Annotated in this window: 25 protein-coding genes; 24 read left to right on the forward strand and 1 reads right to left on the reverse strand. The window is 73.0% G+C overall.

The window, feature by feature from the left end:
- The 10 genes from mltG to nusB form a co-directional block, all read left to right on the forward strand.
- The coding region (mltG, locus tag LJ221_RS02860; RefSeq protein ID WP_241713426.1) for an endolytic transglycosylase MltG at nucleotides 1-1,421 on the forward strand (1,421 nt) is incomplete at its 5' end.
- Complete coding sequence (locus LJ221_RS02865; RefSeq protein WP_241713427.1) at nucleotides 1,418-2,263, forward strand: shikimate dehydrogenase; 846 nt, start codon at nucleotides 1,418-1,420, stop codon at nucleotides 2,261-2,263. The genes mltG and LJ221_RS02865, both read left to right, overlap by 4 nt.
- Nucleotides 2,264-2,387: 124 nt before the next feature.
- Complete coding sequence (aroC, locus tag LJ221_RS02870) at nucleotides 2,388-3,572, forward strand: chorismate synthase (protein WP_241713428.1); 1,185 nt, start codon at nucleotides 2,388-2,390, stop codon at nucleotides 3,570-3,572.
- Nucleotides 3,569-4,114 (forward strand): shikimate kinase, encoded by a 546-nt coding sequence (locus LJ221_RS02875; RefSeq protein ID WP_241713430.1) that lies wholly within the window; start codon nucleotides 3,569-3,571, stop codon nucleotides 4,112-4,114. Before aroC ends, LJ221_RS02875 begins: the two co-directional genes overlap by 4 nt.
- Nucleotides 4,111-5,205 (forward strand): 3-dehydroquinate synthase, encoded by a 1,095-nt coding sequence (aroB, locus tag LJ221_RS02880; RefSeq protein WP_241713432.1) that lies wholly within the window; start codon nucleotides 4,111-4,113, stop codon nucleotides 5,203-5,205. Before LJ221_RS02875 ends, aroB begins: the two co-directional genes overlap by 4 nt.
- The gene (gene aroQ / locus LJ221_RS02885) at nucleotides 5,202-5,657 is read left to right on the forward strand and encodes a type II 3-dehydroquinate dehydratase (RefSeq protein WP_241713434.1); all 456 of its coding nucleotides are present in this window, start codon (nucleotides 5,202-5,204) and stop codon (nucleotides 5,655-5,657) included. Before aroB ends, aroQ begins: the two co-directional genes overlap by 4 nt.
- Before the next feature lie 164 nt (nucleotides 5,658-5,821).
- A complete protein-coding gene (locus tag LJ221_RS02890) occupies nucleotides 5,822-6,706 on the forward strand; it encodes an AAA family ATPase (protein ID WP_374228358.1) in 885 nt (294 codons plus the stop codon).
- Between the two features lie 86 nt (nucleotides 6,707-6,792).
- A complete protein-coding gene (locus tag LJ221_RS02895) occupies nucleotides 6,793-7,914 on the forward strand; it encodes a M24 family metallopeptidase (protein WP_241713435.1) in 1,122 nt (373 codons plus the stop codon).
- Between the two features lie 57 nt (nucleotides 7,915-7,971).
- Entirely contained in the window at nucleotides 7,972-8,538 is a 567-nt protein-coding gene (gene efp, locus LJ221_RS02900) for an elongation factor P (protein ID WP_237883187.1), read from the forward strand.
- Nucleotides 8,539-8,540: 2 nt separating this feature from the next.
- Complete coding sequence (nusB, locus tag LJ221_RS02905; protein ID WP_241713438.1) at nucleotides 8,541-8,969, forward strand: transcription antitermination factor NusB; 429 nt, start codon at nucleotides 8,541-8,543, stop codon at nucleotides 8,967-8,969.
- Nucleotides 8,970-9,157: 188 nt separating this feature from the next.
- Here nusB and bldD read toward each other — a convergent pair whose 3' ends face one another.
- Nucleotides 9,158-9,658 carry a transcriptional regulator BldD gene (bldD, locus tag LJ221_RS02910; RefSeq protein ID WP_241713439.1) on the reverse strand — a complete coding sequence of 167 codons (501 nt, stop codon included), beginning with the start codon at nucleotides 9,656-9,658 and terminating at the stop codon, nucleotides 9,158-9,160.
- A gap of 275 nt (nucleotides 9,659-9,933) precedes the next feature.
- On the opposite strand from bldD, the gene pyrR reads away from it, so the two are divergent.
- The 14 genes from pyrR to LJ221_RS02980 all read left to right on the forward strand — a co-directional run.
- Nucleotides 9,934-10,518, forward strand: a complete 585-nt coding sequence (pyrR, locus tag LJ221_RS02915; protein WP_241713466.1) for a bifunctional pyr operon transcriptional regulator/uracil phosphoribosyltransferase PyrR — start codon at nucleotides 9,934-9,936, stop codon at nucleotides 10,516-10,518.
- A 124-nt stretch (nucleotides 10,519-10,642) separates the two neighbouring features.
- Nucleotides 10,643-11,686, forward strand: coding sequence for an aspartate carbamoyltransferase catalytic subunit (locus LJ221_RS02920; protein ID WP_241713441.1), 1,044 nt, complete (start codon nucleotides 10,643-10,645; stop codon nucleotides 11,684-11,686).
- A 5-nt stretch (nucleotides 11,687-11,691) separates the two neighbouring features.
- On the forward strand, nucleotides 11,692-12,978 hold the full coding sequence (locus LJ221_RS02925) for a dihydroorotase (RefSeq protein ID WP_241713443.1): 1,287 nt from the start codon (nucleotides 11,692-11,694) through the stop codon (nucleotides 12,976-12,978).
- Nucleotides 12,975-13,628, forward strand: coding sequence for a hypothetical protein (locus LJ221_RS02930; RefSeq protein ID WP_241713445.1), 654 nt, complete (start codon nucleotides 12,975-12,977; stop codon nucleotides 13,626-13,628). Before LJ221_RS02925 ends, LJ221_RS02930 begins: the two co-directional genes overlap by 4 nt.
- Nucleotides 13,625-14,767 carry a glutamine-hydrolyzing carbamoyl-phosphate synthase small subunit gene (gene carA / locus LJ221_RS02935; RefSeq protein ID WP_241713447.1) on the forward strand — a complete coding sequence of 381 codons (1,143 nt, stop codon included), beginning with the start codon at nucleotides 13,625-13,627 and terminating at the stop codon, nucleotides 14,765-14,767. Before LJ221_RS02930 ends, carA begins: the two co-directional genes overlap by 4 nt.
- Nucleotides 14,760-18,080, forward strand: coding sequence for a carbamoyl-phosphate synthase large subunit (gene carB / locus LJ221_RS02940; RefSeq protein ID WP_241713449.1), 3,321 nt, complete (start codon nucleotides 14,760-14,762; stop codon nucleotides 18,078-18,080). The genes carA and carB overlap by 8 nt, the downstream gene beginning before the upstream one ends.
- A 94-nt stretch (nucleotides 18,081-18,174) precedes the next feature.
- The gene (locus LJ221_RS02945) at nucleotides 18,175-19,299 is read left to right on the forward strand and encodes a quinone-dependent dihydroorotate dehydrogenase (protein WP_241713451.1); all 1,125 of its coding nucleotides are present in this window, start codon (nucleotides 18,175-18,177) and stop codon (nucleotides 19,297-19,299) included.
- Nucleotides 19,299-20,189: an orotidine-5'-phosphate decarboxylase gene (pyrF, locus tag LJ221_RS02950; protein WP_241713453.1), complete on the forward strand. Its 891-nt coding sequence runs from the start codon at nucleotides 19,299-19,301 to the stop codon at nucleotides 20,187-20,189. Before LJ221_RS02945 ends, pyrF begins: the two co-directional genes overlap by 1 nt.
- A 302-nt stretch (nucleotides 20,190-20,491) precedes the next feature.
- Complete coding sequence (locus tag LJ221_RS02955) at nucleotides 20,492-20,815, forward strand: integration host factor (RefSeq protein ID WP_093656674.1); 324 nt, start codon at nucleotides 20,492-20,494, stop codon at nucleotides 20,813-20,815.
- Between the two features lie 38 nt (nucleotides 20,816-20,853).
- Entirely contained in the window at nucleotides 20,854-21,411 is a 558-nt protein-coding gene (gene gmk / locus LJ221_RS02960; protein ID WP_241713455.1) for a guanylate kinase, read from the forward strand.
- 131 nt (nucleotides 21,412-21,542) lie between these two features.
- A complete protein-coding gene (rpoZ, locus tag LJ221_RS02965; protein ID WP_093850766.1) occupies nucleotides 21,543-21,815 on the forward strand; it encodes a DNA-directed RNA polymerase subunit omega in 273 nt (90 codons plus the stop codon).
- 191 nt (nucleotides 21,816-22,006) lie between these two features.
- A complete protein-coding gene (gene coaBC / locus LJ221_RS02970; RefSeq protein WP_241713457.1) occupies nucleotides 22,007-23,227 on the forward strand; it encodes a bifunctional phosphopantothenoylcysteine decarboxylase/phosphopantothenate--cysteine ligase CoaBC in 1,221 nt (406 codons plus the stop codon).
- Between the two features lie 236 nt (nucleotides 23,228-23,463).
- Entirely contained in the window at nucleotides 23,464-24,672 is a 1,209-nt protein-coding gene (metK, locus tag LJ221_RS02975) for a methionine adenosyltransferase (RefSeq protein WP_241713460.1), read from the forward strand.
- A gap of 114 nt (nucleotides 24,673-24,786) precedes the next feature.
- Nucleotides 24,787-26,836: primosomal protein N' (locus LJ221_RS02980; protein WP_241713462.1), on the forward strand; the 2,050-nt coding region annotated here is incomplete at its 3' end.

The following is a 26,836-nucleotide window of genomic DNA, read 5'->3' on the forward strand; positions in this document are numbered from 1 at the left end:
GGCAGCGGCACGGGGATCCCTACGGCCAGCAGGGGCAGCACCGGGACGACCTCCACGGTCACCAGCAGCAGTACGGGGATCACACCGGTCACCCCGGAGCCCAGGACGCCCACTCGCAGCACCCCGAGCAGCACGGGCACCCCGAGGAGTACGGACAGCAGTCCCCGCGCTCCCCGCGGGGGCGGCGCCGCGAGGAGTCGGACCCCGGCCCCGGGCCCGACGAGGAGACGGGCTGGGACCCGGGTCCGGACCAGGGCGAGCACGCCTTCTTCTCGGACGACGGCGGTGGCGACGAGGAGGGCGACGACGAGGACGGCGGACGGTCGGGCCGCAGGAACAAGGGCAAGGGCCGGGGTGGCAGGAACGGCATCGCCTGTCTGACCGTCGCGCTCGTCCTGGTCGGCGGCGTCGGCACGGCCGGCTACTTCGCCTACGACTTCTACCAGAGCCACTTCGCCGCCGCGCCCGACTTCTCCGGCCAGGGCGAGGGCGACACCCAGGTGGAGATTCCCGAGGGAAGCAGCCTGGCGCAGATGGGCGCCATCCTGGAGAAGGCCGGTGTGGTCAAGAGCCGGCAGGGATTCATCGAGGCGTCCAACGCCAACTCCAGGGCGAAGACCATCCAGTCCGGCGTCTACATGCTACGCAAGGAGATGTCCTCGGCCGCGGCCATCGAGATGATGCTCGACCCCTCCAGCCAGAGCGCCCTGATCATCGCCGAGGGCAAGCGGGCCTCGGAGGTCTACGCGCTGATCGACGAGAAGCTCGGACTGGCGGAGGGCGCCACGGAGAAGGCCGCCGAGAAGGCGGACCTCGGTCTGCCCGAGTGGGCGGAGGGCAACCCCGAGGGCTTCCTCTTCCCGGCCAAGTACACCGTGGGCGACAAGACCGAGCCCGAGGACCTGCTCAGAAAGATGGTGGAGCGGGCCGACCGTGAGTTCGAGAAGGCGGACCTCAAGGGTCACGCGGAGCGGCTCGGTCTGGAGTCGCCGCTCCAGGTGCTCACCGTCGCCAGCCTGGTGCAGGCGGAGGGCAAGTACAAGCACGACTTCGTGAAGGTCTCCCGCGTGGTCTACAACCGGCTGAAGCCGGACAACACCGAGACCAACGGCTACCTGCAGTTCGACTCCACCTACAACTTCGCCAAGAACCAGTACACGCTGGACGTGCCCTCGCCCAGCGCGATGGCCAAGTTCGACCACTCCTACAACACCTACGCCAAGAAGGGCCTGCCGCCCGGCCCGATCAACAGCCCGGGTGCCGAGGCGCTGCACGCGGCGGTGGAGCCGGCCGAGGGGAGCTGGTACTACTTCGTGTCGATCACGGAGGACAACACGGTGTTCTCCGACACCTACGAGGAGCACAGCCGGCACGTGGAGAAGTTCAACGCGGAACAGGAGAAGAACGGGGAGGGCCGGTGAGGCCGGCCGGAAGGCGGGCGGCGGTCCTGGGAGCGCCCATCGCCCACTCCCTCTCCCCGGTGCTCCACCGGGCCGCCTACCGGGAGATGGGCCTGACCGGCTGGTCGTACGACCGTTTCGAGGTGGACGAGGACGGCATCGCGCCGTTCCTGGAGAAACTCTCCGCGAGCGGCGAGGACTGGGCCGGGCTGTCGCTGACCATGCCGCTCAAGCGGGCCGTCATCCCCCTGCTGGACGGGGTCGGCGACACCGCGGTCTCGGTCGGGGCCGTCAACACCGTGGTCCTCGCCGCGGACGGCCGCCGTCTCGGCGAGAACACCGACATCCCCGGCATGATCGCCGCGCTGCGCGAACGCGGTGTGGGCAGCGTCCCGCACGCCGCGGTGCTGGGCGCCGGGGCCACGGCCTCCTCCGCGCTCGCGGCGCTCGCCCGGATCTGCGCAGGAGAGGTCACCGCGTACGTCCGCAGCCGGGAACGAGCCGAGGAGATGCGCGGCTGGGGTGAGCGGCTGGGAGTGGCGGTGAGGACCGCCGGCTGGGCGGACGCGCCGCGGGCGCTGACCGCGCCGCTGGTGATCGCCACCACCCCGGCGGGCGCCACCGACGCCCTGGCGGCGGCCGTGCCCGAGCGTCCCGGCACCCTCTTCGATGTCCTCTACGAGCCCTGGCCGACCCCGCTGGCCGCGGCCTGGTCCGCTGTCGGCGGGCAGGTCCTCGGCGGCCTCGACCTCCTGGTGCACCAGGCGGTCCTCCAGGTCGAGCTGATGACCGGCCGCTCCCCGGCCCCGCTGGCCGTGATGCGCGCGGCGGGCGAGGCCGCGCTGGCGGCGCGTACGGCCTGAGGCACCGGGGCGGGAGCCCGGTAGCCGAGACGGGCGTCCCGCCTGCCGGACGGCCGGCCGGTTCCGCGGTGCGATCGTGAAAAGATCGGTGGCACGCACGGGCCTGGACTACTGAGGAGCACCGTTGAGCAGGTTGCGCTGGCTGACCGCGGGGGAGTCGCACGGCCCCGCACTGGTGGCGACGCTGGAGGGGCTGCCCTGCGGCGTGCCGGTCACCACGGAGATGGTGGCGGAGGAGCTGGCGCGGCGGCGTCTGGGTTACGGTCGGGGCGCGCGGATGAGGTTCGAGCGTGACGAGGTCACCTTCCTGGGCGGTGTGCGGCACGGGCTGACGCTGGGCTCGCCGGTCGCGGTCATGATCGGCAACACCGAGTGGCCCAAGTGGGAGAGGGTGATGTCGGCCGATCCGGTGGACGAGGCGGAGCTGGCGGAGCTGGCCCGTAACGCGCCGTTGACCCGGCCCCGCCCCGGCCACGCCGACCTGGCCGGGATGCAGAAGTACGGGGTGGGTGATGCCCGGCCGATCCTGGAGCGGGCCTCGGCGCGGGAGACCGCGGCCCGGGTGGCGCTGGGTGCGGTCGCCCGGTCGTACCTGAAGGAGACGGCCGGTATCGGGATCGTCTCCCATGTGGTGGCGCTGGGCGGTGCGGAGGCTCCGGCCGGGGTGCTGCCGGAGCCGGGGGACGTGGCGCGGCTGGACGCCGATCCGGTGCGGTGTCTGGATCCGGAGGCGAGCCGGGCGATGGTGGAGGTGATCGACGCGGCCCACAAGGACGGTGACACTCTCGGCGGTGTCGTCGAGGTCGTGGCCCACGGGGTGCCGGTCGGGCTGGGCTCTCATGTGCACTGGGACCGGCGGCTGGACGCCCGGCTGGCCGGAGCGTTGATGGGGATCCAGGCCATCAAGGGGGTGGAGGTCGGTGACGGGTTCGGGCTGGCCCGGGTGCCCGGCTCGAAGGCGCACGACGAGATCGTGCCGACCGAGGACGGGGTGCGACGGGCCTCGGGTCGCTCCGGCGGGACCGAGGGCGGGCTGTCCACCGGTGAGGTGCTGCGGGTGCGGGCGGCGATGAAGCCGATCGCCACCGTGCCGCGGGCGCTGGCCACCGTGGACGTGGCCACCGGCGAGGCCACCCGGGCCCACCATCAGCGCTCGGACGTGTGCGCGGTCCCGGCCGCCGGAATCGTGGCGGAGGCGATGGTGGCGCTGGTGCTGGCCGACGCGGTGGCGGAGAAGTTCGGCGGCGACTCGGTCGCCGAGACCCGCCGCAACGTGACCGGCTTCCTGGACAATCTGGAGATCCGGTGAGCGCGGGCGGGGCGGGGGAGAGTACGGCCACCGGTCCGGTGGTGGTGCTGGTGGGCCCGCCCGGCGCGGGCAAGACCACCGTGGGCGCGGTGCTGGCCCGCCGGCTGGGGGTGGCGCTGCGCGACACCGACGCGGACATCGAGGCGGCCGCGGGCAAGGCCATCCCCGAGATCTTCGTCGACGACGGGGAGCCGCGCTTCCGTGAGCTGGAGCGGGAGGCGGTGCGCGCGGCCCTGGCCGGGCACGGTGGAGTGCTTTCGCTGGGCGGCGGCGCCGTCATGGACGCGGGCACCCGCGGGCTGCTGGCCGGGCTGCCGGTGGTCTTCTTGGACGTGGCGCTGGCCGACGCCGTCAAACGCGTCGGGCTGGACACCCCGCGTCCTTTGCTGGCGGTCAATCCCCGCAAGCAGTGGCGCACGCTGATGGAGCGGCGCCGGCCGCTGTACACCGAGGTGGCCCGCGTGGTCGTCGGTACCGCCGGCCGTGACCCGGAGGAGACCGCCCAGGCGGTCCTGGACGCACTCGAGTTGAAGGACACATGACCACCACACCCCCCACCCGCATCACCGTCGGCGGCACCGAGGGCGCCGCACCCTACGACGTCCTCGTCGGACAGCGGCTCCTGGACGAACTGCCGCCCCTGATCGGCCCCGAGGCCCGCCGGGTGGCCGTGATCCATCCCGAGGCACTGGCCGAGACCGGCGAGGTGCTGCGCGAGGACCTCGCGGGCCAGGGATACGAGGCCGTCGCCATCCAGGTGCCCAACGCCGAGGAGGCCAAGACCGCCGAGGTCGCCGCGTACTGCTGGAAGGCGCTGGGGACCTCCGGCTTCACCCGCACCGATGTCGTCGTCGGCGTCGGCGGGGGAGCGACCACCGACCTGGCGGGCTTCGTCGCGGCGACCTGGCTGCGCGGGGTCCGCTGGATCGCGGTGCCCACCACCGTGCTGGGCATGGTGGACGCCGCCGTCGGCGGCAAGACCGGGGTCAACACCGCCGAGGGCAAGAACCTGGTGGGCGCCTTCCACCCGCCGGCCGGGGTGCTGTGCGATCTGGCGGCGCTGGAGTCGCTGCCGGTCCACGACTACGTCAGCGGCCTGGCCGAGATCATCAAGGCGGGCTTCATCGCCGATCCGGTGATCCTGGACCTGATCGAGTCCGACCCCGAGGCCGCCCGCACCCCGGCCGGCCCGCACACCTCCGAGCTGATCGAACGCTCCGTCCGGGTCAAGGCCGAGGTGGTCTCCTCCGATCCGAAGGAGGCGGGGCTGCGGGAGATCCTCAACTACGGGCACACCCTGGCCCATGCCATCGAGAAGAACGAGCGCTACGACTGGCGGCACGGCGCGGCCGTCGCCGTCGGCATGGTCTTCGCCGCCGAGCTGGGGCGCATCGCGGGCCGGCTGGACGACGCCACGGCGGACCGGCACCGGGAGATCCTCACCGCGGTCGGGCTGCCGGTCACCTACCGGGGCGACCAGTGGCCCAGGCTGCTTCAGACGATGAAGGTCGACAAGAAGACCCGCGGTGACCGGCTGCGCTTCATCGTCCTGGACGGCCTGGCCCGGCCCGCCGTGCTGGAGGGGCCGGACCCGGCGATGCTGCTCGCCGCCCACGCGGAGATCGCCGCGTGAGCGGCGCCGCGCCCCGCAGAGTCCTCGTCCTCAACGGCCCCAACCTCGGCCGCCTGGGCTCCCGCGAGCCCGACGTCTACGGTTCGACCTCCTATGCCGGGCTCGTCGAGCGGTGCACGCGGCTGGGCGGGGAGCTGGGCCTGGACGTGGAGGTCCGCGAGACCAACGACGAGGGCGAGATGATCCGCTGGCTCCACGAGGCCGCCGACGCCTCCCTCCCGGTCGTCCTCAACCCCGCCGCGTTCACCCACTACTCGTACGGGATGCGCGACGCCGCCGCCCAGCGCACCGCCCCGCTGATCGAGGTGCACATCTCCAACCCCCACGCCCGTGAGGAGTTCCGCCACACCTCGGTCGTGTCGGCCGTGGCCTCCGGCACCATCGCGGGCTTCGGCATCGGTTCCTACGAGCTGGCCCTGCGCGCCCTGGCCGGCGACCGGCCGCCGGGCTGAGACGGGCCGGGACGGGGCGGGGCGCGGGCACCGCTTCGGACCGCCGATCGTTCACACGGCACCGGCCCGGGAGGGTACCGTTCGGTGCCGGACGGACGAGGTGACATCCGGCCGGGCTCACCGCGCCCGGCCGGCGCACCGGACGGAAACGGAGTTGGGACCGGATGCAGCAGTACGGGACGCAGCGGCCCGTCCCGCCCTCGGGCTCACCCCAGGGCCATTCCCAGGGACACCCATCGAACCCCCACGCGCACCCGCAGCCCGCCGTTCGCCCCGGCTGGAACGCCCCCCACCGGGTTCCCCCGCCGCCTCCTCCGCCCCCGGCCCCTCCCGCCGCACCGCCTGCCGGGCCGCTCCCGGCCTCCGCTCCCGGCCCCGCGCCCCCGGCCCCGGACGCCACCGGCCACCTCCGGCTGCCACCCGGCGGTCCGGTGCAGATATCGGGCACGGCGGACCCGGCTGCCGGGCCCGTCACGGTGGAGGCCGCGCACACCGCCGCCGTCGCCGTCCTGCTGATCGGCCCGGCCGGCGCCGGCAAGACCACCGTCGCCCGGTACTGGGCGGAAACCCGTCGTGTACCCACCGCACACATCAGCCTCGACGATGTCCGCGAATGGGTGCGCTCCGGCTTCGCGGACCCCCGGTCGGGCTGGAACGAGCACTCCGAGGCGCAGTACCGCCTCGCCCGCCGCACCTGTGGCTTCGCCGCCCGCAACTTCCTGGCCAACGGTATCTCCTGCATCCTGGACGACGCCGTCTTCCCCGACCGGCCCGTCGTCGGCCTCGGCGGCTGGAAGCGTCATGTGGGCCCCGGCCTGATCCCGGTGGTGCTCCTGCCCGGCCTGGAGGTCGTCCTGGAGCGCAACGCCGAGCGCACCGGCAACCGCAGGCTGTCGGACGAGGAGGTCGCCCGTATCCACGGGCGGATGGCCGGCTGGTACGGCTCGGGGCTGCCGATCATCGACAACTCCCGGCAGGACGTGGACACCACCGCCCGGCTGCTGGACGAGGCCGTGGCCCGCGCGCTCACCAGCCCGCCGAGCTGGTAGCGCGCGGCGGGCCCCGCGGTCCGGACGGTGCCACCGTCCGGACGTGTCGGGACGCCGCCGCGCGCCGCCTTGCGTACGCTCGGGGCATGTCCGAGGTGTACGTGGCCCGCCGCAGCCGACTGCGCGACCGCTGGACGGCGGAGGGCGGCGAGGCCGCCATGGTCTCCCGGCCCGCCAACGTCCGCTATCTGACCGGCCGGTCCGTCCCCGGGGCGGTCCTGCTGCTCGGAGCGGACGGCCGTGACACCCTGCTGAGCCCGGCCGAGCCCACCACCGACGGCCGTGCCGAGCCACCGCGCACCGCGGGCGGCCTGCGCTGCACAGTCCTGCCCGGGGACGCGCCCGATCCGGCCGTCGCCGCCGCCGAACTCGCGGCGGCGGCCGGGCCCGGCACCGTGCTGCTGGCGGTGGAGGAGCACGACCTCACCGTGGCCCGGCACCGGGCCCTGGCCGCGGCCGCGCCCCGGCTGCGCCTGACCGACCTGGGCCGTGCCGTGGAGCGGCAGCGTCTGGTCAAGGACGAGGAGGAGCTCGCGGCCCTGCGCGTCGCGGCGGAGATCACCGACCACGCGCTCGGCGAACTGCTGGAGTCCATCCTGGTGGGCCGCACCGAACGCCATCTGGCGCTGGAACTGGAGAGACGCCTGGTGGACCACGGCGCCGACGGGCCCGCCTTCCCCACCTGCGTCGGCACCGGCCGCAACTCCGGCCTGCCCGGCCATCCGCCCGGGGAACGGCGGGTGGAGGAGGGCGACTTCCTGAGCGTACGGCTGGGCGCCCGCTACCGCGGCTACCGCTGCCAGATCGGCCGCACCTTCGTGATCGGCCCAGCCCCGGCCGACTGGCAGATCGAGCTGTACGAGCTGGTCTTCGCCGCCCAGCGCGCCGGGAGGGAAGCACTGCTGCCGGGGACGGAGTACCGTGAGGTGGACCGGGCCGCCCGCCATCCACTGGAGGCGGCCGGGCACGGTGACGCCCTGGAACCGGGCACCGGGCACGGCGTGGGGCTGGAAATCGGTGAGGACCCTCAGTTGTCGCCGACGGCCATGGGTAAACTGGACGCTTGTGTGCCGGTCACCGTCGAACCGGGGGTCCACCTCCCGGGACGGGGCGGCGTCCGGATCGACGACACGCTCGTCGTCCGCCCGCGGGCGGACGGCGGACCGGAGCTACTCACCATCACGACCAAGGAACTGCTCGCCCTGTGATACGGGGGCGCGGTCCTTCGGTCTTCCGCAGCAGCAGTCTCAGGAGATTCCGCGACCGTGGCCACCACGAACGACCTCAAGAACGGCATGGTGCTCAAGCTCGAAGGGGGCCAGCTCTGGTCCGTTGTCGAGTTCCAGCACGTCAAGCCCGGCAAGGGCGGCGCCTTCGTCCGCACCAAGCTCAAGAACGTGCTCTCCGGCAAGGTGGTCGACAAGACCTTCAACGCCGGCACCAAGGTCGAGACGGCCACCGTGGACAGGCGCGGCATGCAGTTCTCCTACAAGGACGGCGCCGACTTCGTCTTCATGGACACCCAGACCTACGACCAGATGCCCATCACCCCCGAGGTCGTCGGCGACGCCGCCAACTACCTGCTGGAGGGCCAGGAGTGCACGGTCGCCGTGTACGAGGGCAACCCGCTGTTCATCGAACTGCCCGCCGCCGTCGAGCTGGTCATCGAGTACACCGAGCCGGGCGTCCAGGGTGACCGCTCCACCGGTGGCACCAAGCCCGCCCGGCTGGAGACCGGCTACGAGATCGGCGTTCCGCTCTTCATCACCACCGGTGAGAAGATCAAGGTCGACACCCGTTCCGGCGAGTACCTCGGCCGGGTGAACAGCTAACCGTGGCCGCCCGCACCAAGGCACGTAAACGGGCCTTCCAGATCCTGTTCGAGGCCGACCAGCGTGACAGCGCCGTGACGGCCGTGCTGGCGGACTGGATCCGGCACGCGCGGACCGACGAGCGGCAGCCGCCGGTCGGCGAGTACACGATGCAGCTCGTCGAGGGGTACGCGGAGCACGCGGACCGGATCGACGAGCTGATCGCCACCTACGCGGTCGGCTGGACGCTGGACCGGATGCCGTCGGTGGACCGCAATCTCCTGCGGCTCGGCGCGTACGAACTGATCTGGGAGGACGACGTACCCGACGCGGTGGTGATCGACGAGGCGGTGCAGCTCGCCAAGGAGTTCTCCACCGATGACTCCCCGGCCTTCGTCAACGGCCTGCTGGGCCGACTGAAGGAACTCAAGCCGACGCTCAGGCGCGTCTGAGCGGCTCCCGGCCCGAGCGCGGCCCGGGGCCGTACCGAAGAAGCGGTGAGGGGCCCGGGACACCCGGAGGGGTGTCCCGGGCCCCTCACCGTCGAGCCCCGGGGGGGCAGCGCGGAGCACGGCCTCCACCGGGGGCGGAACCCTCGTTCGAGGGCCCGCCCGACGACGGCGGCACCGCGGGAGGTGCCTCAGGCATCCTCGTGCTGGACCGCGCGACGGGCGTCGGCGTCCAGCACACCCCAGCCGATGAGCTGCTCGGTCAGCACCGAGGGCGACTGGTCGTAGATGACGGCGAGGGTGCGCAGGTCGTCCTGGCGGATCGACAGCACCTTGCCGTTGTAGTCGCCGCGCTGGCTCTGGATCGTCGCGGCGTACCGCTGCAGCGGGCCCGCCTTCTCGGAAGGCACGTGGGCCAGCCGCTCCAGGTCCAGAACGAGCTTCGGCGGCGGCTCGGCGGCTCCGCCCGGCGTGCTGCCCGGCAGCAGTTCCTGCACCGGGACGCCGTAGAAGTCCGCCAGCTCGGCCAGCCGCTGGACGGTCACGGCACGGTCGCCGCGCTCGTACGAGCCGACCACCACCGCCTTCCAGCGGCCCTGGGACTTCTCCTCGACACCGTGGAGGGAGAGCCCCTGCTGGGTGCGGATGGCGCGGAGCTTGGCTCCGAGCTGTTTGGCGTATTCGCTGGACATATGGCTCCCCGGAGGACGTCTTCGTAACTCACTGTGATGTTACGCAGCGTAATGTACGGCGTCAAGCCGGGCCGGTCCATACCGGGGGTGCGCGGGCGGCGCGGCACGTGAATCCGGGTGCGGAACGGCCCTTGCGCACCCCCGGATCCCGCGCGGACAAGCCTCCCGGACACTCCCCCCGAACAGGCTGGTACCGTTGACGGCGCACCATCCGACGTCCTTTAAGGCCCGTCCCGTGAGGCGGGGAAGGAGGTCCGTTTACCGTGGACACATCCATGGGAGAACCGGACGGCAACACACCCGGCCCGATCCGCCCCGTGCTGGAGGCACCGGACATCGCGCGGGTCCTCACCCGTATCGCCCACGAGATCGTCGAACGCGCCAAGGGCGCCGACGACGTGGTGCTCCTGGGCATCCCCACCCGCGGCGCGCACCTGGCCAGACGGCTGGGGGCCAAGCTGGAGGAGATCACCGGCCGCCCGCTGCCGGTCGGCTCCCTCGACATCACCATGTACCGCGACGACCTGCGGATGCGCCCCGCCCGCACCCTGGCCCGCACCGAGATCCCGGCCGAGGGCGTCGACGGTCGCCTGGTCGTCCTCGTCGACGACGTACTCTTCTCCGGCCGCACCATCCGGGCCGCGCTCGACGCGCTCGGCGACATCGGCCGCCCCCGTGCCGTGCAGCTCGCGGTCCTGGTCGACCGCGGCCACCGCGAACTGCCGATCCGCGCCGACTACGTCGGCAAGAACCTCCCCACGTCGCTGCGGGAGACGGTCAGGGTCAGGCTCACCGAGGAGGACGGCCGCGACGGCGTTCTCCTGGGCGTACGAGAGGCCGCCCCGTCCGGCGGGCGGTAGCGCTCCGCGCCCCCTCTCCGCGCCCCTGAGCCGCTTCCGGTCTTCCCCGGGCCCGTCGGCAGCCCCGCGGCCACGTCCGCGCGTCCGCACGCCTTGAAACCTCCACACACCGGAGCACATCCAGATGCCGCTCTTCCCCGGGGGCAACCCCCGGACCTCCGGCCACCTGATCTCGGCCGCCGACCTCACCCGCGACGACGCCGTGCGCATCCTCGACACCGCCGAGGAGATGGCGCGCCTGGCCGACCGTCCGATCAAGAAGCTGCCCGCGCTGCGCGGCCGCACGATCGTCAACCTCTTCTTCGAGGACTCCACCCGCACCCGCATCTCGTTCGAGGCCGCCGAGAAGCGTCTGTCCGCCGACGTCATCAACTTCGCGGCCAAGGGATCCTCGGTCTCCAAGGGCGAGTCCCTCAAGGACACCGCGCAGACCCTGGAGGCGATGGGCGTGGACGCCGTCGTCATCCGGCACGGAGCCTCCGGGGCCCCCTACCGCCTGGCCACCTCCGGCTGGATCGACGCCGCCGTGGTCAACGCCGGTGACGGCACCCACCAGCACCCCACTCAGGCGTTGCTCGACGCGTTCACCATGCGCCGCCGCCTGATCGGCCCGGACGCCGGAATCGGCCGGGACCTCGACGGCCGGCGGATCACGGTCGTCGGCGACATCCTGCACAGCCGGGTCGCACGCTCCAACGTGGACCTGCTGAACACTCTGGGCGCCCAGGTCACCCTGGTCGCCCCGCCCACCCTGCTGCCGGTCGGCGTCGAGGGGTGGCCCTGCGAGGTCTCCTACGACCTGGACGCGGTGCTGCCGAAGTCCGACGCGGTGATGATGCTGCGCGTCCAGCGCGAGCGGATGAACGCCGCCTTCTTCCCCACCGAGCGCGAGTACTCCCGCCGTTACGGCCTCGGCGTGCAGCGCATGGAGCGGATGCCCGAGCACGCCGTCGTGATGCACCCCGGGCCCATGGTCCGGGGCATGGAGATCACCGCCGAGGTCGCCGACTCCGGCCGCTGCACCGTCACCGAGCAGGTCGCCAACGGCGTCTCGATCCGCATGGCCGTCCTGTACCTGCTGCTCGGCGGCTCCGGGCACGCGGGCAGCAACACCGGCGCCCCCGGCACCGGCACCCCCGACACCACCGCCCGTACCGAGGAGAAGTGACCCCCATGAGCAAGACCTTGATCCGCGGCGCGAAGGTGCTGGGCGGCCAGGCGCTGGACGTCCTGATCGACGGCGAGACCGTCGCGGCCGTCGGCGCCGGCCTGGACGCGGGCGGCGCCCGCGTGGTCGAGGCCGGCGGGCAGATCCTGCTGCCGGGCCTGGTGGACCTGCACACCCATCTGCGCGAGCCGGGCCGCGAGGACTCCGAGACCGTGCTGACCGGCACCCGGGCCGCGGCCTCCGGCGGCTACACCGCCGTGCACGCCATGGCCAACACCTTCCCCGTGGCCGACACCGCCGGCGTCGTCGAGCAGGTCTGGCGGCTGGGACGGGAGTCCGGCCACTGCGACGTGCAGCCGGTCGGCGCCGTCACCGTCGGCCTGGAGGGCAAGCAGCTCGCCGAGCTGGGCGCGATGCACGAGTCGGCCGCCTCGGTGCGGGTCTTCTCCGACGACGGCAAGTGCGTGGACGACGCGGTGATCATGCGCAGGGCGCTGGAGTACGTCAAAGCCTTCGACGGCGTCATCGCCCAGCACGCCCAGGAGCCCCGTCTGACCGAGGGCGCCCAGATGAACGAGGGCGCCGTCTCCGCCGAACTGGGCCTGGGAGGCTGGCCGGCCGTCGCCGAGGAGTCGGTCATCGCCCGCGACGTGCTGCTGGCCGCGCACGTCGGCTCCCGAGTGCACATCTGCCACCTGTCCACCGCCGGATCGGTGGAGATAGTGCGCTGGGCCAAGTCCAAGGGCTGGAACGTCACCGCCGAGGTCACCCCGCACCACCTGCTGCTCACCGACGAACTGGTGCGCTCCTACGACCCGGTCTACAAGGTCAACCCGCCGCTGCGCACCGAGGCCGACGTCACCGCCCTGCGCGAGGCGCTGGCCGACGGCACCATCGACTGCGTCGCCACCGACCACGCCCCCCACCCCCACGAGGACAAGGACTGCGAGTGGGGCGCGGCCGCCATGGGCATGGTCGGCCTGGAGACCGCGCTGTCCGTCGTCCAGCACACGATGGTGGAGACCGGACTGCTGGACTGGGCGGGCGTCGCCGACCGCATGTCCTCCCGCCCCGCGGCCATCGGGCGCCTGGCCGGTCACGGACGGCCCGTCTCGGCTGGTGAGCCCGCCAACCTCGTCCTGGTCGATCCGGCCTACCGTGGAGCGGTGGATTCCGCACGTTTCGCCTCCCGCAGCCGCAACACCCCCTACCAGGGACGCGAGCTGCCGGGCCGTGTCACGCACACGTTCCTGCGGGGCAGGGCGACAGTCATGGACGGAAAGCTCGTATGAACCTCTCCCCGGTACCAACCGCCCTCCGTCACGTCGCGGCGCCAGAGTCGCAGCAGGTCACGGACTGGGCGCCCCGGATCGCCTGGGTGATCGGCCTCCTGCTGGTCGTCGCCCTGGTGTACTGGCTGATGAGGGAGGGCTGGAAGTGGCGCTCGACGCTCCAGTCCGACCTCCCCGAACCGCCCCGGGTCCCCGCCGACCCCGGTGAGCCGAAGCTGATCATGACCGGCCGCTACCACGGCTCCACCGCGGCCGGCCAGTGGCTGGAGCGGATCGTCGCCCACGGCCTGGGATCCCGCAGTCGCGCCGAGCTCACCCTCACCGAGCAGGGCGTGACCGTGGCGCGGCCCGGAGCGAACGACTTCTTCATTCCCGCCGACAGGCTGCGCGGTGCGCGGCTCGACAAGGGCATCGCCGGCAAGGTCCTCACCGAGGACGGCCTGCTGGTGATCACCTGGGAGCACGGCGACCGCCTGCTGGACTCCGGCTTCCGCTCCGACCGCGCCGCCCAGCACGCCGCCTGGCTGGAGGAGCTCCGGGCCGTCTCCGGCGACGGCCCCGGAACGGTCGGCGCCCCCGGCGCCGCAGACAAACCCCACGGCACCACCGACGCTGCCGCCACCACGCACCACGAGGAAGGCGCACGATGACGACCTCCGCCCGCAAAGCCTCCAGGGTGCCCGCCGTACTCGTCCTGGAGGACGGCCGCGTCTTCCGCGGCCGCGCCTACGGGGCCGTGGGCGAGACCCTCGGCGAGGCGGTGTTCTCCACCGGCATGACCGGCTACCAGGAGACCCTGACCGACCCCTCCTACCACCGTCAGGTGGTGGTGATGACCGCCCCGCACATCGGCAACACCGGAGTCAACGACGAGGACCCGGAGTCGAAGCGGATCTGGGTGGCCGGCTACGTGGTGCGCGATCCCGCCCGCGTACCCTCCAGCTGGCGTTCGGTGCGTACCCTGGACGAGGAGCTGACCGCCCAGGGCGTCGTCGGTATCAGCGGTGTCGACACCCGGGCGCTCACCCGCCATCTGCGCGAGCGCGGCGCGATGCGGGTCGGCATCTTCTCCGGCGACGCCATCGCCGAGGAGGCCGCGATGCTGGCCAGGGTGAAGGCCGCACCCGAGATGACCGGCGCCGACCTGGCCGCCGAGGTCGCCACCACCGAGGCGTACACCGTCCCGGCGATCGGGGCCAGGCGGCTGACCGTCGCGGCCGTCGACCTGGGCATCAAGGGCATGACGCCGCACCGGATGGCCGAGCGCGGCATCGAGGTCCACGTCCTGCCCGCCACGGCCACGATCGAGGACGTCTACGCCGTGGACCCGGACGGGGTGTTCTTCTCCAACGGCCCCGGCGACCCCGCGACCGCCGGCCACCCGGTGGACCTCATGCGGGGGGTGCTGGAGCGCTCCACCCCGCTGTTCGGCATCTGCTTCGGCAACCAGATCCTCGGGCGTGCCCTGGGGTTTGGCACCTACAAGCTCAAGTACGGCCACCGGGGCATCAACCAGCCCGTGCAGGACCGCCTCACCGGCAAGGTCGAGGTCACCGCGCACAACCACGGCTTCGCCGTGGACGCTCCCGTGGACGCGCCCGGCGACACCCCCTACGGCCGCGCCGAGGTCTCCCACGTCTGCCTCAACGACGGCGTGGTCGAGGGCCTGCGTCTGCTGGACCGCCCCGCGTTCAGTGTCCAGTACCACCCCGAGGCGGCGGCCGGGCCGCACGACGCCGCACACCTGTTCGACCGCTTCGTCTCCCTGATGGAGGGCCAGCGTGCCTAAGCGCACCGATATCCGTTGCGTCCTGGTGATCGGCTCCGGCCCGATCGTCATCGGGCAGGCGGCCGAGTTCGACTACTCCGGCACGCAGGCGTGCCGGGTGCTGAAGGCCGAGGGCCTGAGGGTGGTCCTGGTCAACTCCAACCCGGCCACGATCATGACCGATCCGGAGATCGCCGACGCCACCTACGTCGAGCCGATCACCCCGGAGTTCGTCGAGAAGATCATCGCCAAGGAGCGCCCCGACGCCCTGCTGCCCACCCTGGGCGGCCAGACCGCCCTGAACACCGCCATCTCCCTGCACGAGGCGGGCACCCTGGACAAGTACGGGGTGGAGCTGATCGGCGCCAACGTCGAGGCCATCCGCAAGGGCGAGGACCGCGACCAGTTCAAGGAGGTCGTGGAGGCGGTGCGGGGGAAGACCGGGCACGGCGAGTCCGCCCGCTCGGTCATCTGCCACTCCATGGAGGAGGTCCTGGCCGGCGTCGAGGAGCTCGGCGGCTACCCGGTCGTGGTGCGGCCCTCCTTCACCATGGGCGGTGCCGGCTCCGGCTTCGCCCACGACGAGGACGAGCTGCGCCGCATCGCCGGTCAGGGGCTGACGCTCTCCCCGACCACCGAGGTGCTGCTGGAGGAGTCCATCCTTGGCTGGAAGGAGTACGAGCTGGAGCTGATGCGCGACCGCAACGACAACGTCGTGGTCGTCTGCTCCATCGAGAACTTCGACCCGATGGGCGTGCACACCGGGGACTCCATCACCGTCGCCCCGGCGATGACGCTCACCGACCGCGAGTACCAGACCCTGCGGGATGTCGGTATCGCCGTCATCCGCGAGGTCGGCGTCGACACCGGCGGCTGCAACATCCAGTTCGCCGTCAACCCCGCCGACGGCCGGGTCATCGTCATCGAGATGAACCCGCGTGTCTCGCGTTCCTCGGCGCTGGCCTCCAAGGCCACCGGCTTCCCGATCGCCAAGATCGCCGCCAAGCTGGCCGTGGGCTACACCCTGGATGAGATCCCCAACGACATCACCGAGCAGACCCCGGCCTCCTTCGAGCCCACGCTCGACTACGTGGTGGTCAAGGTCCCGCGTTTCGCCTTCGAGAAGTTCCCGGCCGCCGACTCCACCCTCACCACCACCATGAAGTCGGTGGGCGAGGCGATGGCCATCGGCCGGAACTTCCCCGAGGCGCTGAACAAGGCGCTGCGATCGCTGGAGAAGAAGGGCAGCCAGTTCGACTTCGCCACACCGGCGGCCGGCCCCGGGGGCAAGGACGAACTGCTGGCCGCCGCCCGGCGCCCCACCGACGGCCGGATCAACACCGTCATGGCCGCCATCCGGGCCGGCGCGAGCCCGGGGGAGGTCTTCGAGGCCACGAGGATCGATCCCTGGTTCACCGACCAGCTCTTCCTTCTCAAGGAGATCGCCGACGAGCTGGCCGAGGCCGGCCGCCTGGACCCCGAACTGCTGGCCGAGGCCAAGCGGTACGGCTTCTCCGACGCCCAGATCGCCGCGATCCGGGGCCTGCGCGAGGACGTCGTCCGCGAGGTCCGCCACACCCTGGGGGTGCGCCCGGTCTACAAGACGGTCGACACCTGCGCCGCCGAGTTCGCCGCGAGGACCCCGTACTTCTACTCCTCCTACGACCAGGAGAGCGAGGTCGCCCCGCGCGAGAAGCCCGCGGTGATCATCCTCGGTTCGGGGCCCAACCGCATCGGCCAGGGCATCGAGTTCGACTACTCCTGCGTCCACGCCTCCTTCGCGCTGCGCGACGCCGGCTTCGAGACCGTGATGGTCAACTGCAACCCCGAGACCGTCTCCACCGACTACGACACCTCCGACCGGCTGTACTTCGAGCCGCTCACCCTGGAGGACGTCCTGGAGATCGTCCACGCCGAGCGGCAGGCCGGCCCCGTGGCGGGCGTCATCGTCCAGCTCGGCGGCCAGACCCCGCTGGGGCTGGCCCAGGCGCTCAAGGACAACGGCGTCCCCGTGGTGGGCACCTCCCCGGAGGCCATCCATCTCGCCGAGGACCGCGGCTCCTTCGGCCGGGTACTGGTCGAGGCCGGACTGCCCGCCCCCAAGTACGGCACCGCCTTCTCCTTCGCCGAGGCCAAGGAGATCGCCGCGGGGATCGGCTACCCGGTCATGGTCCGCCCCTCCTACGTGCTGGGCGGGCGCGGCATGGAGATCGTCTACGACGAGGCCTCGCTGGGGGACTACCTCACTCGCCACGCCGGCCTGATCTCCGAGCACCCGGTGCTGATCGACCGATTCCTCGACGACGCCATCGAGATCGACGTCGACGCGCTCTACGACGGCGCCGAGCTCTACCTCGGCGGGGTGATGGAGCACATCGAGGAGGCCGGCATCCACTCCGGCGACTCCGCCTGCGCCCTGCCGCCGATCACCCTGGGCGGCCACGACATCAAGCGGCTGCGGGCCTCCACCGAGGCCATCGCGCGCGGCGTCGGGGTGCGCGGGCTGATCAACATCCAGTTCGCGCTGGCCGGGGACATCCTCTACGTCCTGGAGGCCAACCCGCGCGCCTCGCGCACCGTCCCCTTCACCTCCAAGGCCACCGCCGTGCCCCTGGCCAAGGCCGCCGCCCGGATCTCGCTGGGCGCCACCATCGCCGAACTGCGGGCCGAGGGCCTGCTGCCGGCGAGCGGCGACGGCGGCACCCTGCCGCTGGACGCGCCGATCTCGGTGAAGGAGGCCGTGCTGCCCTGGAGCCGCTTCCGCGACGTCCACGGCCGCGGCGTGGACACCGTGCTCGGCCCGGAGATGCGTTCCACCGGCGAGGTCATGGGCATCGACTCGGTCTTCGGCACCGCCTACGCCAAGTCCCAGGCGGGCGCGTACGGCGCGCTGCCCACCAAGGGCCGGGCCTTCGTCTCGGTGGCCAACCGCGACAAACGCTCGATGATCTTCCCCGCCCGGGAGCTGGTCGCCATGGGCTTCGAACTGCTGGCCACCTCCGGCACCGCCGAGGTGCTGCGCCGCAACGGCATCGAGGCCACCGTGGTGCGCAAGCACAGCGAGGGCGAGGGGCCGGGCGGGGAGCGGACCATCGTCCAGCTCATCCACGACGGCGAGGTCGACCTCATCGTCAACACCCCCTACGGCACGGGGAGCCGCCTGGACGGCTACGACATCCGCACCGCCGCGGTCGCCCGCTCCGTACCCTGCCTGACCACGGTCCAGGCACTGGCCGCCGCCGTCCAGGGCATCGAGGCCACCTCGCGCGGGGAGGTCGGGGTCCGCTCCCTGCAGGAACACGCACAACACCTGACAGCTGCCCGCGGGAAGTGACCAGGGGTGAGGGGGGCGCCGGCAGCGGCGTCCCCCTCACCGCGAGAGCACCCCGTCACCGGATCCCGTACCGCCCGCCGCACGGAAGACCCGCATGTACCCCCTGCTGTTCCACCTGATCCTCAAGCGCCTTGACCCCGAGCGGGCGCATCACCTGGCGTTCGCCCTGATCCGGCTGGCCGCCCGCGTCCCCGGCCTGCGCGCCCTGGTCGCGGCCGTCGCGTCTCCGGGCCGGGCACAGCGCGGCGCCCTGGCCACCGAGGCGTTCGGTCTGCGGATGCGCGGCCCCTTCGGACTGGCCGCCGGCTTCGACAAGAACGCGGTCGGCATCGACGGGCTCACCATGCTCGGCTTCGACCACGTCGAGATCGGCACCGTCACCGCCCACCCCCAGCCCGGCAACCCCGCACCTCGGCTGTTCCGTCTGGTCGCCGACCGGGCCCTGGTCAACCGCATGGGCTTCAACAACGACGGCTCCGCCGCCGTGGCCGCCCGCCTGGCGGGTCGCCGGGCCGTCCTCCCCGCCACCGTCGGCGTCAACATCGGCAAGACCAAGCTCACCCCGGAGAGCGAGGCCGCCGGTGACTACGCGCTCTCCGCCTCCCGGCTGGCCCCGTACGCCCACTACCTCGTCGTCAACGTCTCCTCGCCCAACACCCCCGGCCTGCGGAACCTCCAGGCAACCGAGCACCTGCGCCCGCTGCTGGCGGCCGTGCGCTCGGCCGCCGACGACGCGGTGCCCGGCCGCCGCGTCCCCCTGCTGGTCAAGATCGCCCCCGACCTGGCGGACGAGGATGTCGACGCGGTCGCCGACCTCGCCGTGGAGCTGGACCTGGACGGCATCATCGCCACCAACACCACCATCGCCCGCGACGGTCTGGGCCTGGCCACCGATCACGCGCGGATCGGGTCCGTCGGCGCGGGCGGCCTGTCCGGCGCGCCGCTGAAGGACCGGTCCCTGACCGTGCTGCGGCGCCTGTACGCGCGCGTCGGCGACCGCGTCACGCTCGTGGGCGTCGGCGGGGTGCGGACCGCCGACGACGTCTGGGAGCGCGTCCTGGCCGGGGCCACCCTCGTCCAGGGCTACAGCGCCTTCGTCTACGAGGGCCCGCTGTGGTGCCGCCGCGTCCACCGCGGCCTGGCCGCGCGCCTGGCCGCGAGTCCGTACGCCACTCTCGCCGAGGCCGTCGGTGCCGACACCCGGAAGGTGACCTCCTGATGACCGCTCCCGAGAGCGCACAGCCCTCAGAGGCCCCGCAGCCCCCGCGGGCCCCCGCATCCCCCGGGCCGTTCGGCGCCCGGCTGCGCCGGGCCCTGGACGACCGCGGCCCGCTGTGCGTCGGCGTCGACCCGCACGCCGCGCTGCTGGCGGCCTGGGGCCTGGACGACGACGTGGCGGGCCTGGAGCGGTTCGCCCGCACGGTGGTGGACGCCCTCGCCGACCGGGTCGCCGTCCTCAAGCCGCAGTCGGCCTTCTTCGAGCGCTTCGGCTCGCGCGGCATCGCCGTCCTGGAGCGGGCGATCGCCGACGCGCGCTCGGCCGGCGCCCTGGTGCTCACCGATGCCAAGCGCGGCGACATCGGCTCCACGATGGCCGCCTACGCCGCCGCCTACCTGGACCCGGGCAGCCCGCTGTTCTCCGACGCCGTCACCGTCAGCCCCTACCTGGGCTTCGGCTCGCTGCGTCCCGCCCTGGACGCGGCGCGGGCGGCGGGTTCGGGTGTCTTCGTCCTCGCCCTGACCTCCAACCCGGAGGGCGCCGAGGTGCAGCGCGCCACCGCCGGGGACGGCGCGTCGGTCGCCCAGACGGTACTGGACCACATCGCGAGGGAGAACGCCGGGGCCCGTCCGCTCGGCCCGGTCGGCGCGGTGGTCGGGGCGACGCTGGGGGAGACCGGCGCGGACCTGGCGGTCAACGGACCGCTGCTGGCGCCGGGGCTCGGAGCCCAGGGCGCCACCGCGGCCGACCTGCCGAGGGTCTTCGGCGACGCGGTGCGCAACGTGGTGCCCAGCATCAGCCGGGGCGTCCTGGGCCGGGGACCCTCGCCGCGGGCCCTGCGGGAGGCCGCGGCCAGGGAGGCCGACGCCCTGCGGGAGGTCCTGGGCTGAGGCGCCAGGGCGGAACCGGGGGATCCGGAAAACCGGGGAACCCTGCGGAATCAGTCCGTCAGGTTCAACCCTTTGTCAGGGAATGTCCAGGTCGACTCAAGTCTGACCTGGACTTTTCCCCTGTTCTCGCTGACTCGGGCGCGATGGGCCGCTACTCTCCGACGAGAGCACCGCGAATTCCGGGGTCCTCGCAGGTCCGGAGGGCGCCGGGGTACGTGTTGCTCGTTGCTCCGCAGGTGCGGGGCCACTAGGTTCCTCACCGACCAATATCCGACCAGTTCTACATCCGAGGTGACGTAGGCGTGGCTCTTCCGCCCCTTACCCCTGAACAGCGCGCAGCCGCGCTCGAGAAGGCCGCCGCGGCTCGCCGGGAGCGCGCCGAGGTCAAGAACCGACTGAAGCACTCCGGCGCCTCGCTCCACGAGGTCATCAAGCAGGGCCAGGAGAACGACGTCATCGGCAAGATGAAGGTCTCCGCCCTCCTGGAGTCCCTGCCCGGCGTCGGCAAGGTCCGGGCCCGCCAGATCATGGAGCGGCTCGGCATCTCCGAGAGCCGCCGGGTGCGCGGTCTGGGATCCAACCAGATCGCCTCTCTGGAGCGCGAGTTCGGCGGCGGTTCCGCCTGACGTTTCCAGGTTCACCTGGGAACCGGGATAATCGCCGTATGAGTGAACGTCCGCGGTTGACCGTGCTCTCCGGCCCCTCCGGGGTCGGCAAGAGCACGGTCGTCGCCCATCTGCGCAAGGTCCATCCGGAGATCTGGCTCTCGGTGTCCGCCACCACCCGCAGGCCGCGCCCCGGCGAGCAGCACGGTGTCCAGTACTTCTTCGTGGACGACGAGGAGTTCGACAAGCTGATCGCCAACGGCGAGCTGCTGGAGTGGGCCGAATTCGCGGGCAACCGCTACGGCACTCCGCGGCGGGCGGTGCTGGAGCGGCTGGAGGCGGGCGAGCCGGTGCTCCTGGAGATCGACCTCCAGGGCGCGCGGCTGGTCCGCGAGTCGATGCCCGAGGCACGGCTCGTCTTCCTGGCCCCGCCCAGCTGGGAGGAGCTGGTCCGCCGCCTGACCGGCCGTGGCACCGAGTCCCCCGAGGTCATCGAGCGGCGGCTGGCCGCGGCCGGGGTCGAGCTGGCCGCCGAGTCGGAGTTCGACGTGACCCTGGTCAACACCTCCGTCGAGGCCGTCAGCCGCGAGCTGCTAGCCTTGACGAAAGTTTCGTGATCGTCGCCGGAATCGTCACCGGAGGGCCGGGCAGGACAGCCGCCGGAATCCGGGACACCGGCAGGAGGCCTCCCACACCGAGGCCCGGCCGGATCACTGCCCGTCTTATCCACCGCAGCGGAAGGTAGAGCGTGTCCTCTCCCATCAACACGCCCGAGGGCATCATCAACCCGCCGATCGATGAGCTGCTCGAAGCCACCGACTCGAAGTACAGCCTGGTGATCTACGCCGCCAAGCGCGCGCGCCAGATCAACGCCTACTACTCGCAGCTCGGCGAGGGCCTGCTGGAGTACGTCGGCCCGCTGGTGGACACCCACGTCCACGAGAAGCCGCTGTCGATCGCGCTCCGCGAGATCAACGCGGGTCTGCTGACCTCCGAGGCCGTCGACAACCCGACGCAGTGAGGTTCCGGCCGCCCGCGGGCGGCCGGCCGTACGACGGTGCCGTCATCACCACCACGGGCCCGGCAGCCGCGCTGCCGGGCCCGTGGTGTGTCATGGGTACCGGCGGAAGCGCCCCCGGGGCGCCCGCCGCCGACGCGCGACAGTGAGCGAGTGAGCGGCCCACGGGCCGCCGAGCCGGGGAGAGGCGAGGGATGGACAGGTCCGACAAGCCCAGGGTGGTCCTGGGGGTCAGCGGGGGCATCGCCGCCTACAAGGCGTGCGAGCTGCTGCGGAGGCTGACGGAGTCCGGCCACGACGTACGGGTGGTGCCGACCGGGTCGGCGCTGAGGTTCGTCGGCGAACCCACCTGGGCGGCTCTGTCGGGCAACCCCGTGACCACGGGAGTGTGGGAGAACGTCCACGAGGTCCCGCACGTGCGCATCGGGCAGGAGGCCGATCTGGTCGTCGTCGCGCCCGCCACCGCCGACACCCTCGCCCGGGCGGCCCGCGGAATCGCCGACGATCTGCTGACCAACACCCTGCTCACCGCCCGCTGCCCGGTGGTCTTCGCGCCCGCCATGCACACCGAGATGTGGGAGCACCCGGCCACCGCCGAGAACGTGGCCACTCTGCGCCGCCGCGGCGCGGTCGTCGTCGAGCCCGCGGTCGGCCGGCTGACCGGCAAGGACACCGGCAAGGGGCGGCTGCCCGACCCCGGCGAGATCTTCGAGGTCTGCCGCCGACTGCTCGCCCGCGGCGCCGCGCCCGGGCGCGACCTGGCCGGACGGCACGTCGTGGTCAGCGCGGGCGGTACCCGCGAGCCGCTGGACCCGGTCCGCTTCCTGGGCAACCGCTCCTCGGGCCGGCAGGGGTACGCCCTGGCCCGCACCGCGGTGGCACGCGGCGCGCGGGTGACCCTGGTGGCCGCCAACACCTCCCTGCCCGATCCCGCGGGCGCGGACGTGGTGACGGTGGGCACCGCCGTGCAGCTGCGGGAGGCCGTGCTGAAGGCCGCAAAGGACGCGGACGCGGTGGTCATGGCGGCGGCGGTGGCCGACTTCCGGCCCGCCCACTACGCACAGGGGAAGATCAAGAAGCGGGAGGGGCGACAACCGGAACCGGTCGCACTGGTCCGCAACCCCGACGTCCTCGCCGAACTCTCGGCTGCCCGCCCCCGTCCCGGGCAGGTGGTCGTCGGCTTCGCGGCCGAGACCGACGACGTCCTGGCCAACGGCCGGGCCAAGCTCGCGCGCAAGGGGTGTGATCTGCTGGTCGTCAACGAGGTGGGGGAGGACAGGACCTTCGGCGCGGAGGAGAACGAGGCCGTCGTCCTGGGCGCGGACGGCAGCGAGGCATCTGTGCCGCACGGCCCCAAGGAGGCCCTGGCCGACACGGTGTGGGACAAGGTCGTCCGCATGCTGAACGCCGGGTGATCCGGAGGCGAGGAGTCCGAATGGTCCCGCCGCCAGGGCCGCAGCCTCCATCCGGACACGGCCTCTCCCCTTCGCGGGAACGGTGTGGCACGTTGGTCCTGTGTCGGAGTGCGAGACGTCCTGGCGGATCCGCGGTGAGCTGCGGATAAACTGACGGCGGACCGCACTCGGGCCAACCCGACGACCGGATCCGCACACCAAGTCAGCCAGCAGCCGCTGCAAACCCAGGGAGCGATGTGTCCCGCCGCCTGTTCACCTCGGAGTCCGTGACCGAGGGTCACCCCGACAAGATCGCCGATCAGATCAGCGACACCATTCTCGACGCCCTGCTGGAGCAGGACCCGGCCTCCCGGGTGGCGGTGGAGACGCTGATCACCACCGGTCTGGTGCACGTGGCCGGGGAGGTGACCACCGCCGCGTACGCCGACATCCCCACCCTGGTGCGCAGCAAGATCCTGGCCATCGGCTACGACTCCTCCAAGAAGGGCTTCGACGGGGCCTCGTGCGGGGTGTCGGTGTCCATCGGGGCGCAGTCCCCCGACATCGCCCAGGGCGTGGACGCCGCCTACGAGACCCGGGTGGAGGGCGATGAGGACGAGCTGGACCGGCAGGGCGCCGGCGACCAGGGTCTGATGTTCGGCTACGCGTGCGACGAGACCCCGGAGCTGATGCCGCTGCCGGTCCATCTGGCCCACCGCCTCTCCCGGCGGCTGAGCGAGGTGCGCAAGAACGGCACCATCCCCTATCTGCGCCCGGACGGCAAGACGCAGGTGACCATCGAGTACGCCGGTGACAAGGCGGTGCGGCTGGACACGGTGGTGGTCTCCTCCCAGCACGCTTCCGACATCGATCTGGACTCGCTGCTGGCCCCCGACATCCGCGAGTTCGTCGTCGAGCACGTGCTGGGCGAGCTGGTGGCCGACGGGATCAAACTGGACACCGGCGGCTACCGGCTGCTGGTCAACCCCACGGGCCGGTTCGAGATCGGCGGTCCGATGGGGGACGCGGGCCTGACCGGCCGGAAGATCATCATCGACACCTACGGGGGGATGGCCCGCCACGGCGGCGGGGCGTTCTCCGGCAAGGACCCCTCCAAGGTGGACCGCTCGGCCGCGTACGCGATGCGGTGGGTGGCCAAGAACGTGGTGGCCGCCGGACTGGCGTCCCGGTGCGAGGTGCAGGTGGCCTACGCGATCGGCAAGGCCGAGCCGGTGGGTCTGTTCGTGGAGACCTTCGGCACGCACACGGTCGATCCCGAGCGGATCGAGCAGGCCGTCTCCGAGGTGTTCGACCTGCGCCCGGCCGCGATCATCCGCGATCTGGACCTGCTGCGCCCGATCTACGCGCAGACCGCGGCCTACGGCCACTTCGGCCGCGAGCTGCCGGACTTCACCTGGGAGCGCACCGACCGCACCGAAGCCCTCCGCACCGCCGCCGGGCTGTAGAGCACCACGCGGTGCCACCCGCCCGCGTCCACCGGCACGGGCCCGGTCCCGCGACTCCCCGCCGGGAGCCGCGGGACCGGGCCGTGTCAGTGGCCTCTGGTAGGACTGAGGGCTGTGAGCAGCGAGAACGGGCGACCGGACAGGCCCCCGGCACAGGACCCGCCGGGAGGCGAGCAGCTCGCGCTGATCCGCGAGACCGTCCGCCGGGCCACCCCCCCCCGCGCCCGGCCGCGCACCTGGCGCGGCGCCGAACTCGCCGAGCGTGACCCCGTCGCCCGCGTCCTGGTCGACAAGGGGCTGCTCCACCTCGACCGGCTCTTCGACTACGCCGTTCCCGCCGCCATGGACGCCGAGGCCCGGCCGGGGGCGCGGGTGCGGGTGCGCTTCGGCGCGGGGGAGCGGGGCGGACGCCGCGAGGGCGGCGGGCTGGTCAACGGCTTCGTCGTCGAGCGCCGTGCGGAATCCGACTTCCCCGGCGTCCTCGCCCCCATCGCCCAGGTCCTCTCCCCGGAGCCCGTTCTGGGCCCCGGGCTGCTGCGGCTGTGCCGGGCCGTCGCCGACCGCTACGCCGGGGCCCTGGCCGACGTCGTCCAGCTCGCCGTGCCCCCGCGAATGGCCCGTGCGGAGAAGACGTCCCCCGGGGGAACCTCCGCCGCACCCCAGCCACCGCCCCCGCCGCCCGAGGTCTCCTCCTGGGCGCGCTACCCGGCCGGTCCCGGCTATCTGCGGGCCCTGGCCGCGGGGGAGTCCCCGCGCGCGGTGTGGACGGCGTTGCCCGGCCCGCACTGGCCCGATGAACTGGCCCGGGCCCTGGCCGCCGCCCTGGCCTCCGGCCGCGGCGCGCTGGCCGTACTGCCCGACGGCCGGGCCGCGGCCCGGGTGGACGACGCCCTCACCGCCCTGGTCGGCGACGGCCGGCACGTTCTGCTCACCGCCGACGCCGGAGCGGAGGCCCGCTACCGCCGATGGCTGGCCGTCAACCGCGGGCAGGTGCGCTGCGTCGTGGGCACCCGTGCCGCGATGTTCGCACCCGTGCACGACCCGGGCCTGGTCGCGATCTGGGACGACGGGGACTCCAGTCACCGCGATCCCCGCGAACCGGCGCCGCACGCCCGCGAGGTGCTGCTGCTGCGCGCGGCCCGGGAGGGGTGCGGCTTTCTGCTGGGCGGGCACGGCAGCACCGTGGAGGCCGCCCAGCTCGTCGAGACCGGCTGGGCCCGACCGCTGGCGGCCGACCGCGACGCGGTGCGGGCGAACGCCCCCCTGGTCCGCACTGTCGGCGACGGCGACGAGGCGCGCGATCCGGCCGCGCGCACCGCCCGGCTGCCCACTCTCGCCTGGAGCACCGTGCGCGAGGCCCTGCGACGCGGCCCGGTGCTGGTGCAGGTGCCGCGGCGCGGCTACCTACCCCGGCTGGCCTGCGACCGCTGTCGCGAGCCCGCCCGCTGTGCCCACTGCTCCGGCCCCCTGGAAACCGTCGGCGGCGACGCCCCGCCCCGCTGCGGCTGGTGCGGACGCGACACGCCCGGCTGGGCGTGCGCGGAGTGCGGCGGAACCCGACTGCGGGGGCGGGTCTTCGGAGCCCGGCGCACCGCCGAGGAGCTGGGCCGTGCCTTCCCGGCCGTGCCCGTCCGCACCTCCGGCCGCGACCACGTCCTGGACTCCGTGCCGGACAGACCCGCCCTGGTGGTCAGCACTCCCGGCGCGGAACCGGTCGCCGAGGGGCCGGGCTACGCGGCGGCCCTGCTGCTGGACGGCTGGGCGCTGCTCTCCCGCCCCGATCTGCGCGCGGGGGAGGATGCGCTGCGCCGCTGGCTGGACGCCGCCGCACTGGTGCGTCCCCACGGCGAGGGCGGCACGGTGGTGGTGATGGCCGAACCGACGCTGCGGCCCGTCCAGGCGCTGGTGCGCTGGGATCCGGCCGGACACGCCCGGCGCGAGCTGGCCGAGCGGGCCGAGCTGGGCTTCCCGCCGGTGTCCCGGGTGGCCGCGGTGACCGGACCGCCCGAAGCCGTCGCCGGACTGCTGGCCACGGCCGGACTGCCGCCCGAGGCCGAGGTCCTGGGGCCGGTTCCGCTGCCTGTGTCCGACGCGGGCCGCCCCCGGCGCCCGGGCGGTCCGCCGCCGGGCGAGCGGTGGGAGCGGGCCCTGGTGAGGGTGCCGC

This window comes from Streptomyces sp. CNQ085, from assembly GCF_022614595.1.
Taxonomy (GTDB): domain Bacteria; phylum Actinomycetota; class Actinomycetes; order Streptomycetales; family Streptomycetaceae; genus Streptomyces.